Origin of the sequence: Aurantiacibacter sp. MUD61 (assembly GCF_027912455.1) — a bacterium.
Taxonomy (GTDB): Bacteria; Pseudomonadota; Alphaproteobacteria; order Sphingomonadales; family Sphingomonadaceae; genus Alteraurantiacibacter.
In genome coordinates this window covers 2730889-2744045 of sequence record NZ_CP115446.1, presented here as the reverse complement: position 1 = coordinate 2744045, position 13157 = coordinate 2730889, and the positions used below count along the sequence as shown (strand labels likewise).

Annotated in this window: 13 protein-coding genes; 9 read left to right on the top strand and 4 right to left on the bottom strand. The window is 61.4% G+C overall.

The window, feature by feature from the left end:
- Positions 1-14: 14 nt before the first annotated feature.
- Both O2N64_RS13270 and O2N64_RS13265 read right to left on the bottom strand, forming a co-directional pair.
- A complete protein-coding gene (locus tag O2N64_RS13270; RefSeq protein ID WP_271078058.1) occupies positions 15-641 on the bottom strand; it encodes a DUF1109 domain-containing protein in 627 nt (208 codons plus the stop codon).
- Positions 634-1185 (bottom strand): sigma-70 family RNA polymerase sigma factor, encoded by a 552-nt coding sequence (locus O2N64_RS13265; RefSeq protein ID WP_271078057.1) that lies wholly within the window; start codon positions 1183-1185, stop codon positions 634-636. Before O2N64_RS13265 ends, O2N64_RS13270 begins: the two co-directional genes overlap by 8 nt.
- 222 nt (positions 1186-1407) lie before the next feature.
- Between O2N64_RS13265 and O2N64_RS13260 the strand changes: the two genes are divergently transcribed.
- Both O2N64_RS13260 and O2N64_RS13255 read left to right on the top strand, forming a co-directional pair.
- Complete coding sequence (locus O2N64_RS13260) at positions 1408-1740, top strand: BlaI/MecI/CopY family transcriptional regulator (protein WP_271079665.1); 333 nt, start codon at positions 1408-1410, stop codon at positions 1738-1740.
- Positions 1737-3566: a M56 family metallopeptidase gene (locus O2N64_RS13255; RefSeq protein ID WP_271078056.1), complete on the top strand. Its 1830-nt coding sequence runs from the start codon at positions 1737-1739 to the stop codon at positions 3564-3566. The genes O2N64_RS13260 and O2N64_RS13255 overlap by 4 nt, the downstream gene beginning before the upstream one ends.
- A 91-nt stretch (positions 3567-3657) precedes the next feature.
- On the opposite strand, the gene ypfJ is transcribed toward O2N64_RS13255, so the two are convergent.
- Complete coding sequence (gene ypfJ, locus O2N64_RS13250) at positions 3658-4515, bottom strand: KPN_02809 family neutral zinc metallopeptidase (protein ID WP_271078055.1); 858 nt, start codon at positions 4513-4515, stop codon at positions 3658-3660.
- Positions 4516-4607: 92 nt separating this feature from the next.
- On the opposite strand from ypfJ, the gene O2N64_RS13245 reads away from it, so the two are divergent.
- From O2N64_RS13245 to O2N64_RS13225, 5 genes are all read left to right on the top strand, one after another.
- On the top strand, positions 4608-5363 hold the full coding sequence (locus O2N64_RS13245; RefSeq protein ID WP_271078054.1) for a 3-hydroxybutyrate dehydrogenase: 756 nt from the start codon (positions 4608-4610) through the stop codon (positions 5361-5363).
- Positions 5364-5509: 146 nt separating this feature from the next.
- Positions 5510-6199 (top strand): CPBP family glutamic-type intramembrane protease, encoded by a 690-nt coding sequence (locus O2N64_RS13240; RefSeq protein WP_271078053.1) that lies wholly within the window; start codon positions 5510-5512, stop codon positions 6197-6199.
- A 51-nt stretch (positions 6200-6250) separates the two neighbouring features.
- On the top strand, positions 6251-7714 hold the full coding sequence (gene guaB / locus O2N64_RS13235; protein WP_271078052.1) for an IMP dehydrogenase: 1464 nt from the start codon (positions 6251-6253) through the stop codon (positions 7712-7714).
- Positions 7711-8892: an RsmB/NOP family class I SAM-dependent RNA methyltransferase gene (locus O2N64_RS13230; protein ID WP_271078051.1), complete on the top strand. Its 1182-nt coding sequence runs from the start codon at positions 7711-7713 to the stop codon at positions 8890-8892. The genes guaB and O2N64_RS13230 overlap by 4 nt, the downstream gene beginning before the upstream one ends.
- 50 nt (positions 8893-8942) lie before the next feature.
- Positions 8943-9440: a tetratricopeptide repeat protein gene (locus tag O2N64_RS13225; protein WP_271078050.1), complete on the top strand. Its 498-nt coding sequence runs from the start codon at positions 8943-8945 to the stop codon at positions 9438-9440.
- A gap of 4 nt (positions 9441-9444) precedes the next feature.
- Here the strand turns inward: O2N64_RS13225 and O2N64_RS13220 are convergent, their stop codons facing one another.
- A complete protein-coding gene (locus tag O2N64_RS13220) occupies positions 9445-9927 on the bottom strand; it encodes an RNA pyrophosphohydrolase (protein WP_271078049.1) in 483 nt (160 codons plus the stop codon).
- Positions 9928-10075: 148 nt separating this feature from the next.
- Between O2N64_RS13220 and O2N64_RS13215 the strand changes: the two genes are divergently transcribed.
- Both O2N64_RS13215 and O2N64_RS13210 read left to right on the top strand, forming a co-directional pair.
- Positions 10076-12019: a 2-oxoacid:acceptor oxidoreductase subunit alpha gene (locus tag O2N64_RS13215; RefSeq protein WP_271078048.1), complete on the top strand. Its 1944-nt coding sequence runs from the start codon at positions 10076-10078 to the stop codon at positions 12017-12019.
- Between the two features lie 94 nt (positions 12020-12113).
- Positions 12114-13130 (top strand): 2-oxoacid:ferredoxin oxidoreductase subunit beta, encoded by a 1017-nt coding sequence (locus O2N64_RS13210; protein WP_271078047.1) that lies wholly within the window; start codon positions 12114-12116, stop codon positions 13128-13130.
- The last annotated feature ends 27 nt before the right edge of the window (positions 13131-13157 follow it).

Below are 13157 nucleotides of genomic sequence, written 5' to 3'. Positions count from 1 at the left end.
GGGGAAAGCGATCTCTACCAGCGCAGCAATCGGGGGCCGGCCAGCCAACCGATGGCCGCCATCGCAAATATGGGAAGGCAGTAGAACACCGCCATATAGCCCATGCCGATTTCCGGGCAGAACGGGGCGTAGGCGGTCATCGCAACCGCTCCGCCGAACAGGCCTGCGACAAGACCGGCGCGGCGCGTATTGGTTGGCGCGAGAGTGCGCATCGCCATGATGGCTCCGGCGAAAGCGATGGGGCTCATCACCGCCATGGCAGCAAGGCAGCGCGCCCATGTCTCCCCGGCGACAACCACCCCAGCGATCGCCAGCTCGAAGACAAGCAAGCCTGCGACCGGAATGAACGGCAGCGCGAGCAAAGCCATCGCCCAGCGCGAACGCCGCCCCGGTTTGCCGAGGATCCAAAGCGCCGGCACGCACAGCAGAAGGAGCGCGATGGAGAAGCCCCATTTCACGACCATCGGCCCCCAGCCGTAGAGATCGACGCTTAGAAACGGCTCGCTGAAGACCAGCGCGACGCCCATCCCGCACAGCGCCATGATGGCGATCACCGGAAGGGCGAATGGCACAACGGGATTGCGCTCTGGCTGCGCGGAGTTCTGCGCCAGCTGATCGATCAGGGATTGGGTGTCAGTCATTTTCGCGTTCTTCTACAATATCTTTCAGGCGGTTCATTCCGCGATGGACGCGCAGTTTCATGGCCGATGTGCCGATCCCGATGCGCTCTGCCGCCTCCTTGTTCGTCATGCCCTCTATATGGGTCATGCGAATGGCCTCGGCCTGCGCTTCGGGCAATTCATCGAGGAGCGCCGCCACGTCGACATCGGCAAAACTGTCCGCGTCAACGGCCATATCCGCTTCATCATCCAGCACAGTCCTGCTGCGACCGCGCTTACGCCAGTGATCCACCAGCTTGTAATTGGCGATCGCATACATCCACGGGCCGACAGGGCGGCCGGGATCGAGCGTGTGGCGCTTTTGGTGCAAGGCGATCAGGCACTCCTGCAAAACATCTTCCAATTCACTGTCGCTGCCGATCTTGCGCGCGAGCATGGCGCGTACGCGGCCAGATGCTTCGGCAAGAAACTGCCGGTAAGCGCTCTGATCGCCTCCACGCGCCGCCTGCATCAGGCTGTCGAGCGCATCGGCAGTATTCGTCATCTGGCCAGCATTTCGTTGCATCGCGGCGAAGGGTTACACCAAAATGCGACAATTTCGATAGAAAGCCGCCTTGCCGTGCACAGCGCCTTGCGAGAATGAGGCATACCAGTTGCATTCACTTGGCATTCAGATTACAAATGTAATCGATAGCGATAACAGATGCCGCCAAAGGAGAGTGCCGTGACGTCCAGCAGTGATCCCAATAGCGGTGTGGAGCGCATCAGCGATGCCGAACACGCGGTGATGGAAGTCCTTTGGAGCGAGAGCCCCTTGTCCGCTGCCGACGTCTGCGATGTGGTTTGCAAGGAACGCGGCTGGTCCATCCCGACGGTGAAGACGCTGCTGTCTCGCCTCGTCACCAAAGGCGCATTGGATACCACGCCCGATGGCCGCCGCTATCTCTACACACCGAAGATCGAGCGCTCTGCCTATGTCGGAACGGAGAGCAAGCGTCTGGTCGAGCGACTTTTCGGCGGCCGCGCTGCGCCGCTGTTCGCGCATCTGGCGGAGAGCGAAGCCTTGAGCGCGGATGACATCGCCGAAATCGAACGCCTGCTTCAGGAAATGAAAAAATGAGCTTGCTTGGGGGAGCTGCCATGTCGGACTGGATGGTCGATACCTTTATCTACACCGCTTTGCTGATCGGTCTTGTCTTGCTGGTCCGCCGTCCGGTGATGCGGCAATTTGGCCCGCAAGTTGCCTACGCCTTGTGGGCGCTGCCGCTGCTGCGCTTTATCATGCCGCCGATAATTCTGCCTGCGTGGATGGCGCCTGCGCCGGAGCCTGTGGCTACCGCTGATCCAGTAGCCGCGGGTTCGGAAAACATCATGTTCATTCTGCCGGACGGCGCGGCAGGGGATGCTGCTGCGACCCTCGCTACCGACGCCTCGGTAGCGACGGCTGACACCAGCGGCTTTTTCGGCACGGACCTTTTGCTCCCTATCTGGATTGTCGGTGCCGTCGTCTTCCTCGGCTGGCGTATTCGCGAATATCGCCGCATGCGCCGGGACCTGCTGGCAGACGCGCGTCCGATGGGAGAATCGGGCAATATCCGCCTGGTGGAAACGCCTGCAGTCTCCGCCCCCGTTGCCTTCGGTGTGCGCGACAAGGTGGTTGCGCTGCCGGTCGATTTTATGACGCTGCTGGATGTGAATGCTCGCGACATGGCGATTGCCCATGAGCTAGAGCACCATCGCGGTCACGATCTTCTCGCCAATATTGCGGCCCAGCCGCTGTTGGCCCTGCATTGGTTCAATCCGCTCGCCTGGTGGGGCTGGCGAGCGATGCGCAGGGATCAGGAGGCAGCGTGCGACGCGCGTGTTGTCGCCGGCCGCGCGCAGTCGGAAAGAGCTGCCTATGCCAAAGTGATTGCGGGCTTTGCCGCCGGTGAACACCTCGCTTTGGCTGCTCCGATGGCCTGTCCGGTGCTGGGTGAGAAGAGCATCATCCACCGTTTAAGGAGCCTCACCATGTCCGATATTTCCAGCACCCGCCGCAAGCTCGGCATTGCTGCGATCACCACCACCGCACTGGCGCTGCCGCTGACAGCTTCGATCAGCTACGCCGCGCCGGACGAAGCCGAGCAGGATCGCGATCCCATCGAAACGGTCGATCCCGATGAAGACCAGCAGGTCTATGTCGACGAGGATACCGACGTATGGGTCGATCAGGATGAGGATCCGCTTGTCGAAGTCGTCCAGGATGGTGAGCGCCACGTCATCGTACATCGCATCACTGAACCAGACGGCGAGGAGCGCGTCGTGCGCCGCGTCATCCGCATGGGCGATGGCGAGGGCCATGATCTCAGCGAAGAGGAAATGGCTCAGATCATGGCAGAGGTCGAAGCGGAGCTCGCAGAAGTCGATATGGAGCTTGCCGAACTCGATCTCGAAATCGCCGAGCATGTCGAAATGGCCATGGCCTATGCCGCCGAAGCGCGCGAGATGGCTGGCGGCGTGGTCGTCGTTCGCGAAGGCAATGGCCAAAGCTTCAACCTGAGCTGTGACGGCCGCGAACCGGTAGTCGAGCGCGAACTCGCCGATGGCCGTACTGCCATCATGGTCTGCCGGTCCCAAATCCGCTCCAGCGCGATTGGCGGAATCGAAGAAGCCATCGCCGAAATTGCCAACGATCCCGACATTCCGGAGGAAATGCGCACCCGGATCATGCGTCAGCTCGAAGCAACTATCGTCCGTATGCGTGAGCAGCAGGCGTCCGTTTCCGTCGCTCCCCGATCAATGGTGAAGCCTGCGCGCGCTCGGGCGCTGCCGGTTGCACGTGCGCGCGGCGGCGTAAGCGCTGCTGCCGCCACAGTCCGTCCGGTATCGATGGTGAGCCCGATCACGGGCGAAGCATTTGTCGCGCCGCATGACGAGGATTGCGAGCATCCCGCCACCGCTTAAGGGCAGTTTCCCCAATTCTGCCCACAGAAAGGGGCGCGTGCTTTAGTCCACCACGCGCCCCTTTTTCATGCGTTCTGTGCGGCGAATGCGCCTAGTTCTGCGCGAAATAGCGATTGTCGCAGGCGATATCGTCACCGGTACGGATGCCCAGTTCCAGGGCTTCCATACGCTGTTGGCTGGTGCCGTGGGTGAAGCTTTCCTGGCTCACCCGGCCGCCGGTCAGGCGATCATCGCCGATTGCGGCTGCGGCCTGCATGCCTTCTTCGAAATCGCCAGGCTCGATGAGGTTGCGATTGCGACCGGCCCAAACGCCAGCGTAGCAATCCGCATGCAGCTCAAGCAGCACGCTCAGCTGGTTGGCTCGCCCGGGATTGGCCTGCTGCGCGCTTCGGATCTGGCCGGAAAGGCCCATTACCGTCTGCAGATGGTGCGCATATTCGTGGGCGACAACGTAAAGCCGCGCAAAGTCGCCGCGATTGCCGGACATGCGCGCGAGCTGGTCGTAAAAGCCCACGTCGATATACATGGTCTCGTCAGCGGGGCAGTAGAACGGCCCCATGCCGACATTACCCGTGCCGCAGCCGGTGCTGAATTGCTGTGCGGTCGCGAATTCGAGGCGCGGCTGGCGGAACTGGTCGCCATATCCCTGCTCGTCGAAAACGTTCTCCCATGTCTCGTTGAGGGAGGTGAGGGCGGCGCAGCTTTCACTGGCGTATTCGTTGGAAGAGCAGATGGCCTGCTCGTCTTCGCTGGCGTTGACTTGCTGTCCGCCGCCTTGCGTCCCTTCGAGCCCGCCAATCATTTGCGCGGGATCGACGCCGAACACCAGCGCGCCGATCAGCACGATGACGATGCCGCCGCAGCCGAGCGATTTTCCGCCGAGGCCTCCGCCGCGTCCGCCGGTCGTTCCGACGTTGATCTTGTTCGTATCGAACGGATTAAGCCTCATTTTCCCTCTTCCCCTTGTTCGTCCAGTTTTCACTGGACGCGCGACATCACACCTTTAGGACCATTCATGAATTCAAACTTCTGGAGACGCAAATGTTCCTCAAAGGCAAGCGCGCGCTTATCACTGGCTCCACTTCCGGCATCGGCCTCGCGATTGCACGGGCGCTGTCGGCTGAAGGCGCGGACATCGTTCTCAATGGCTTCGGCGATGCGGACGAGATTGCGAAGCTGTGCGACGAAATGGGAGCGACGCATTCCGGCGCGAACCTGCTGAAAACCGATGAGATCGAAACGATGATGGCCGAGAACGGGCCCGTCGATATCCTCGTCAACAATGCCGGTATGCAGCATGTCGCGCCGGTTGAGGAATTCCCGGTCGACAAGTTCGAGATGATTATCGCGCTGAACCTCGTGGCCGCGTTCCACACCACACGGCTCGCCGTGCCGGGCATGAAGGAGAAGGGCTGGGGCCGCATCATCAACACCGCGAGCGCCCATTCCAAGCAGGCAAGCCCGTTCAAAAGCGCCTATGTCGCCAGCAAGCACGGGATCGACGGCTTTACCAAGACCATCGCGCTGGAACTGGCGCAAAGCGGCGTGACCGCCAATTGCATCAGCCCCGGCTATGTCTGGACACCGCTGGTCGAAAACCAGATCCCCGACACGATGAAAGCCCGCAACATGACCGAGGAGGAGGTGAAGAACGATATCCTCCTCGCCAAGCAGCCGACGAAGAAATTCGTCCAGGTGGAAGAAGTCGGCGCGCTCGCTGCGTTCCTGTGCCGCGAGGAAGCGGGTAATATCACCGGCACAAATTACAGCATCGATGGCGGCTGGACGGCTGAATGAAGGTATTGGGTATCGCTAAGCCGCATCCCTCCGCGTCCGAGGAATGTCGCATCGACTGCGAATAGCAATTGCGGTTCGTCGAAGCTGATTGACGGTTCGGCATGGCGGTATAGCCAATTGAAAAATCGGCAATTAACCGGCGGGGCATGCTGAAGAAATCGCTCGCCATAGCCGTGATCCTGTTCGGACTCGTCGCTTGGTACGCCGTCGTTATCGCGACCGACTTTGCGTTGACCAATGTTCTGGAGATCGACGGGGGCTGGCGCTACGCGACGCTGGGCTTGGTCGAATTCTTCCTTGGCGGTGCGATTATCCTGCTGGCACTGCGCATGGCAGGCCTTGGGCCCAAAGAGGTTGGCTTCACCACTCACAAGCTTGCTGCGGACCTCGCAGTTGGCCTCTTGATCGCGATATTGTTCGCTGCGTTGCAAATCCTGGTCCTGATCCCGGCGACAGGCGGTGCAACGCGTAGCGATGTCGTCGCTAATTCAGCACAACTCGGTACAGAGCTGTCGACGCTTGCCGGTGTTCTTACGCTTGGATTGTTCGGTTCTACAGCGGAAGAGTTGCTCTTCCGCGGCCTGCTGCTCGGTGGATTGGCCTCAACTTTCGGGAGCGCTTTTTTCGCGCGGATGTTTGCCACCATTTTTGTCGTGGTCCTGTTCGCGCTAAGCCATGGATATCAGGGCTGGGCAGGCATCATCGATACGGGACTTTACGGCGGGCTGACGCTTTCACTGCTTTATTGGTGGAGAGGGGGAAGGCTGGCTGCCCCAATTGCTGCGCATGTCGGGTGGAATGTCATCGCTGCAATCTGGCTGTTCTTCTTTGTGTGATTCCCCCCAAACACCCTTGGCGAATCACCCCCTTTTGTGACAGAGGGCCGGATGGCTCACACAACTGACATTCGTACCGGTCTCACTTTCGACGATGTGCTCCTCCAGCCCGCCGAAAGCGACATCCTGCCGTCGCAGGCTTCCACCAAAACCCAGCTGACCAAAGGCATCGCGCTCAACATCCCCGTGCTCAGCGCGGCGATGGATACAGTGACGGAGGCCGAGATGGCCATCGTCATGGCGCAGATGGGCGGCATGGGTGTGCTGCACCGCAATCTCACCATTGAAGAGCAATGTGCGGCTGTGCGCCGGGTGAAGCGCTTCGAAAGCGGCATGGTGGTGAACCCGATCACAATCACGCCGGATGCAACGCTGGGCGATGCACAGGCGCTGATGGATCAGCACAATATCTCAGGCATTCCGGTGACCGCGCCCGATGGCAAGCTGGTCGGCATTCTCACCAATCGCGATGTGCGCTTTGCCGACAATCCGCGCCAGCCGGTGAAGGAACTGATGACGAGCGAAAACCTCGCCACCGTATCCGAAGGGGTGACGCAAGCCGAAGCGCGCAAGATCCTCCACCAGCGCCGGATCGAGAAGCTGCTGGTCGTCGACAGCGATAACCGCTGTGTCGGCCTGATCACGGTGAAGGATATCGAAAAAGCCGTCCTTAACCCCGATGCGACCAAGGATGCGGGCGGCCGCCTGCGTGTCGCTGCGGCTTCGACTGTGGGCGACACGGGCTTCGAGCGCACCGAAGCACTGGTTGCGGCCGAGTGCGATGTCATCATCATCGATACCGCGCATGGTCACAACAAGGCTGTTGGCGAGGCGGTGAAGCGCGCCAAGGCTCTGTCCGACACGGTGCAGATCGTGGCCGGCAATGTCGCCACGGCAGATGCGACCAAAGCTCTGGTCGATGCGGGCGCGGATGCGGTGAAAGTCGGGATCGGTCCGGGGTCCATCTGCACCACGCGTATCGTCGCAGGTGTCGGTGTCCCGCAGCTGACCGCGATCATGGATGCAGCCAGTGCGGCGGGCGATGTTCCGATTATTGCCGATGGCGGCCTGCGCACCTCTGGCGATGCGGCAAAGGCGCTGGCGGCAGGTGCGTCCTCCGTCATGGCGGGATCGCTGCTGGCTGGTACCGAGGAGGCTCCGGGCGAGACGTTCCTCTATCAGGGACGCGCCTACAAGGCCTATCGCGGCATGGGCAGTGTCGGCGCTATGGCGCGCGGCTCGGCAGACCGCTATTTCCAGCAGGACATCAAGGATTCGATGAAGCTGGTGCCAGAGGGCATCGAGGGCCAGGTGCCGTTCAAAGGCTCTGCGCGCGATATCGTCCACCAGCTGGTCGGCGGCGTGAAGGCAGCCATGGGCTACACCGGCAGCGCAACGATCAAGGATCTGCAGGAGCGCGGCCAGTTCATCCGCATCACCAATGCCGGCCTCAGCGAGAGCCACGTGCATGATGTCGCGATCACCCGCGAAGCTCCGAATTACCCAACGCGGTGAGGGACGCTGCACGCCTGCAGGCCGCTATCGAAATTCTCGATGGCATAATCGAAGCTGCGCGCCATCAGGGACCGCCAGCAGATCGTCTGATCGCGCAATGGTTCAAGGATCATCGCTTCGCCGGATCGAAGGACAAGCGCGCCATTCGCGAGCACGTCTACGATGCCATTCGCGCGTGTGGCCCCGTGCCGCAGAGCGGGCGGGCTGCCATGCTGGGCCTGGCTGAAGACAATGCGGAGCTGAAGCCGCTTTTCGATGGCTCGAGCTATGGCCCTGCCGCGATCCAGCCGGACGAAACCGTGGCAGACGATGGCATTGCGCCCGATTGGCTTGAGGACCGGCTGATCGCATCCGGCATATCGCAGGAAGAGGCTGCAAGCCTGCTCACCCGCGCACCGCTCGATACGCGTATCAACAGGCTCAAGGTCGATGGAGAAATAGGCGAATTGCCGGAGGCCGGAGAGCCGATCCGGGGCCTCGATGCGCTGCGCTTTCCCATGGGCACGCGGGTCGAAGACTGGGACGCCTACGCAAAGGGCCTCATCGAAGTGCAGGACGCGGGCAGTCAGACTGCGTGTCTTGCCGTCGGCGCGGCTCCGGGCGACACCGTAGTGGACCTTTGCGCCGGGGGAGGGGGGAAAACGCTCGCTCTCGCCGCTGCGATGCAGAATTCCGGTACGCTGATAGCCGCCGATACCGACAAGCGCCGCCTCAGCCAGCTCGCTCCGCGTGCAGAGCGGGCGGGGGCTGAGATCGCCGAAACCATCCTGCTCGATCCGGGCAAGGAAGCCGAAGCTCTCAGCGCTTGGGAAGGCAAGGCAGACCATGTGCTGATCGATGCGCCCTGCTCGGGCACGGGCACTTGGCGCCGCAATCCCGAAGCGCGCTGGCGGCTGACGCCCGATAGTCTGGATCGCCTCACCCAATTGCAGGCGCGCCTGCTGCGGCTGGGCGCATCTCTGGTCAAGCCGGGCGGGCACCTTACCTATGTCACCTGCTCGCTGCTCGATGAGGAAGGCAAGGCGCAGATCGCGCAGTTCCTGGAAAGTGAAACAGGGTGGAATGCCGCCACGCCGGAGCTTCCCTTCGGCAGGCCGCACGGGCAGGGCATCCGCCTCGTGCCGCACCACGACGGGACGGACGGATTTTTCATCGCACGTATAGGTAAAGCGTGTTAGCTCTCTGACAAATGGCAGACACACAACCCGCCACACTCAAGGAGACCATCATGCGTTTCGCACCCGCCGCCGCCGCTCTTTCGCTATTTGTTGCCGTTAGCGCCAGTGTTGGCAGTGCAAGCGTTTATGATCCCGATCCGCGCGCAGAAGCGCTTGTTGCGGAAGGTGAGGCGCTGCTTGCCGCGGGCGATACGCAAGGCGCGATTGACGCCTATGAAGCCGCGCTCGCCGTCGATCCGGGCTACACCGAAGTCTATCTGGAACTGGCCGAAGCCGCTCGGGCAGAAGGCCTGCAGGGCAAGGCTATCGGCTATTACCGCGAGGCGCAGGAGCGTGATCCGGAAAACCTCGCTGCGATTGCAGGCGAGGGTGAAGCGCTTGTCGAGAAGGGTGCAATGTCCGCTGCTGCCGAAAATCTCGCCGAATTGCAGAGCCTGTGCGGCGATGGCTGCACGGAAACGCTACAGCTCGCCGCGGCGATCGATCGCGGACCTCCGGTCATGACGGCAGAGGTTGTCGCGCCCGATGATGGTGTGGCGCAGAATTAACGCGTCAAAGGTGCGGTTTGAAATCCGCCACAACCGCTTGATAAACATCGCGTTTGAACGGCACGATCAGCTCCGGTAGCAGATCCGGATCGACCCATTTCCACTCGCAGAATTCGGGATGCTTGTGCGCCTCCAGGTCGATATCTGAATCATCGCCCGTGAAGCGCACGAGGAACCACGCCTGCCGCTGGCCGACGTATTTTCCGCCCCACAGCTTGCCATGCAGTTCGGGTGGCAGATCGTAGAATAGCTCGCCTTCCATCTGGTGGACCACTTCGAGATGGCGCGGTTCGACGCCCGTTTCCTCGCCCAGTTCGCGCAGCATTGCCTCGCGCAAGTCTTCGCCATCATCGACGCCGCCTTGCGGCATTTGCCACCAGTCGCCTTCCTTGTTGTCGATCCTCTTGCCGACGAAAGCCTCGCCTTGTCCGTTGATCATCATCGTGCCGACGCACGGGCGGTATTGGCTGCGGTCTGGTTTGCTCATGCGGGCGATGTAGCGACAGCGGGGGACGGGTAAAAGGTGCCTATTGCGAAGCGGACAGAAAAACTTGATTGTTTCCGGCGCGCGCAGAACCTAGGTGCCAGCCCCAAGAGTTAAGGCGCCAGCAAAAGGCGCGGCAGGAAGAATGAATATGGCAAGCCAAGCGACCGAAGCCCTAGGTCAACAATCAGGATCCGATCTTTCCCAACAGGATGCCGTCGTCGTGCGCTTCGCTGGAGACAGTGGAGACGGGATGCAGCTGACCGGCGGACAATTCACGCTCTCCACCGCGCTGGCTGGCAATGATCTTGCGACATTCCCCGATTTCCCCGCCGAAATCCGCGCGCCGCAGGGCACGCTGTTCGGCGTTTCGGCTTTCCAGATCAATTTCGGCGCGCGCGAAGTCAACACCGCGGGCGATGCACCGGACGTGCTGGTCGCGATGAACCCGGCGGCGCTGAAGGTAAACCTGCCTTCGCTGAAGCCCGGCGGGCTGGTGATCATCGACACGGGCGAATTCACCAAACGCAATCTCGACAAGGCGAAATACGATGTGAATCCGCTCGAGGATGACACGCTCGCCAAGTTCGATACGCTGAAGCTCGAGATCTCGGCGATGACAGTGGAGGCGGTGAAGCCTTTCGGCCTCGGCAACAAGGACGCGCTGCGCTGCAAGAACATGTGGACGCTGGGCCTTGCGCTGTGGATGTTCGATCGTCCGCGCGAGCCGCTGCAGGAATGGCTCCGGAACAAGTTCAAGAACAAGCCCGACATCGCCGATGCCAATATCGCCGCGCTCGATGCGGGCCATGCCTATGGCGAGACGGCTGAGCTGGCAGGGCCGCTGCGTCAGGTCCATCTCGACCCCGTCCCGACCGCGCCCGGCCTTTACCGGACCGTCACTGGTGCGGAAGCGGTTTCGCTTGGCCTTGTTGCCGGCGCGCGGCTGCTGCGCCTGCCGATGTTCTTCGGCGGCTATCCGATCACGCCTGCATCGGCGATCCTTCATCACCTTGCCAAGCTCAAGGAATTCAACGTCACCACCTTCCAGGCGGAAGACGAGATTGCCGCGATCTGCGCCGCCATCGGTGCGAGCTATGCAGGTTCGCTCGGCGTCACCTCCTCTTCCGGACCCGGTATTGCGCTGAAAGGCGAAGCGATGGGCCTCGGCATCATGACCGAGCTGCCGCTGGTGATCGTCAATTCGCAGCGCGGTGGCCCTTCGACGGGCCTTCCCACCAAGACCGAGCAGAGCGATCTCTACCAGGCCGTCTATGGCCGCAACGGCGATGCACCGATGCCGGTGATTGCTGCGCGCTCGCCTTCGGACGCGTTCGAATGCGCGATAGAGGCGTGCAAGATCGCGGTCGAATACATGACGCCTGTGATGCTGCTGACCGATGGCTACATCGCCAATGCCAGCGAGCCATGGCTGGTGCCCGATCCCGAAAGCTATGAGCGCACACCAGCCGAATTCCTCACCGAGAAGAACGGCCCGGACGACACGCTGCTTCCCTACAAGCGGGACAGCAAGGGGGCGCGACCGTGGATCAAGCCGGGCACGCCGGGCCTGATGCACCGCATCGGCGGGATCGAGAAGGCGGTCGACACCGGCCACATCGATTACGCGCCCGACAACCACCAGGCCATGACCGATGCGCGCATGAACAAGATCGCCAATATCGCCGTCGCCGATCAGGAGATCGAGCTGGGCGCAAAGGGTGGCAAGCTTGCGGTCGTCGGCTGGGGCTCGACCTATGGCCCGATCCATCAGGCGGTGCGGCGCGCGATCGCGAAGGGCGTCGATGTGAGCCACATCCACGTCCGCAATATCTGGCCGCTGCCCGCCAATCTGGGCGAACTGCTGCACAGCTACGACCATGTCTTGGTGCCCGAAATGAACACCGGCCAGTTCAAGACAATCCTCCGCGACCAGTTCCTTGTCGATGCGGAATCGCTCAGCAAGACGAGCGGCCAGCCTTTCGCGATTGCCGAACTGGAAAGCGCGATCACGCGCTGTATCGACGAGAAATGCGGCGGGCAGGTTGAAGTCAATGACGAGCAGCTTCCCAGCCCCGTTGGAGACGAAGCATGAAGATCGAGCTTTCATCCGAAGGAAAATTTTGGCTGCTAGTGCTCGCCATGGGAGCAGCTTTCGCCTTGCCCATGTATCTGATCGGAGCCCTGCTATGAACGCTCCTGCAAAAATCGAAACGACGCTCAAGGACTGGGAAACCGACCAGGAAGTGCGCTGGTGCCCGGGTTGCGGGGATTATGCGATCCTGAAGGCTGTGCAGCGCACGCTGCCGCAGCTTGGCGCGGATCCGTCCAACACCTGTTTCATCAGCGGCATCGGCTGCTCCAGCCGTTTCCCCTATTATATCGAGAGCTACGGCTTCCACACGATCCACGGCCGCGCGCCGGCGGTGGCGACGGGTGTGAAACTGGCCAATCCCGATCTCGACGTGTGGCTGATCACCGGTGATGGTGACGGGCTTTCCATCGGCGGCAACCACATGATGCATGTGCTCCGCCGCAACGTGAACATGCAGATCATGCTGTTCAACAACGAGATTTACGGCCTTACCAAGGGGCAATACTCGCCCACCAGCCGCCCCGGCACGACGAGTCCTTCGACTCCCGGTGGTTCGATCGACCAGCCTGCAGAGCCTTGCGCTTTTGCGCTCGGCGCCGGTGCGCGATTTGTTGCGCGCGGTTTCGATGTTTCCAAAAAGCTTCCCGAAGTGTTGATGGCAGCCCATGCACACAAGGGCGCGGCCTTTATCGAGATTTTCCAGAACTGCATCGTCTACAACAAGGATGTGTTCAACGAATTCGCTGCACCCAAAGGCGCAGAAGACAATCAGCTCTGGCTGGAGAATGGCGAGCCCATGCTGTTCGCCAAGGGCGAGAAGGGCCTGAGCCTCAATCACGATACGCTGCGGCTGGAAGTTGTCGATGTCGTCGATGGTGATTGGGAAGCTGCCAAGGTGATCCGCCACGATGTCACCAATCGCGCCATCGCCCACATGCTGGTAGAACTGCCGTTCGGCCCGTTCCCGAAAGCGCTGGGCGTACTTTATGACGATCCACGCCCGGCATTTGAAGAGCAGGTGGTCGAGGAAAACCGGCGTTTGTCGGAAGGCAAAGAGCCGAACCTCGCGGCCTTGCTCGCCAAGGGCCAGACCTGGACGGTCGATGGCTGAGCGCCTCGCGCATAGAAAATCTTGATG

Bases quoted from the DNA above. Each gene is read 5' to 3' on its own strand.
- O2N64_RS13270 (WP_271078058.1), bottom strand. From the start codon at position 641: ATGACTGACACCCAATCCCTGATCGATCAGCTGGCGCAGAACTCCGCG.
- O2N64_RS13265 (WP_271078057.1), bottom strand. From the start codon at position 1,185: ATGCAACGAAATGCTGGCCAGATGACGAATACTGCCGATGCGCTCGAC.
- O2N64_RS13260 (WP_271079665.1), top strand. From the start codon at position 1,408: ATGGAAGTCCTTTGGAGCGAGAGCCCCTTGTCCGCTGCCGACGTCTGC.
- O2N64_RS13255 (WP_271078056.1), top strand. From the start codon at position 1,737: ATGAGCTTGCTTGGGGGAGCTGCCATGTCGGACTGGATGGTCGATACC.
- ypfJ (WP_271078055.1), bottom strand. From the start codon at position 4,515: ATGAGGCTTAATCCGTTCGATACGAACAAGATCAACGTCGGAACGACC.
- O2N64_RS13245 (WP_271078054.1), top strand. From the start codon at position 4,608: ATGTTCCTCAAAGGCAAGCGCGCGCTTATCACTGGCTCCACTTCCGGC.
- O2N64_RS13240 (WP_271078053.1), top strand. From the start codon at position 5,510: ATGCTGAAGAAATCGCTCGCCATAGCCGTGATCCTGTTCGGACTCGTC.
- guaB (WP_271078052.1), top strand. From the start codon at position 6,251: ATGGCTCACACAACTGACATTCGTACCGGTCTCACTTTCGACGATGTG.
- O2N64_RS13225 (WP_271078050.1), top strand. From the start codon at position 8,943: ATGCGTTTCGCACCCGCCGCCGCCGCTCTTTCGCTATTTGTTGCCGTT.
- O2N64_RS13220 (WP_271078049.1), bottom strand. From the start codon at position 9,927: ATGAGCAAACCAGACCGCAGCCAATACCGCCCGTGCGTCGGCACGATG.
- O2N64_RS13215 (WP_271078048.1), top strand. From the start codon at position 10,076: ATGGCAAGCCAAGCGACCGAAGCCCTAGGTCAACAATCAGGATCCGAT.
- O2N64_RS13210 (WP_271078047.1), top strand. From the start codon at position 12,114: ATGAACGCTCCTGCAAAAATCGAAACGACGCTCAAGGACTGGGAAACC.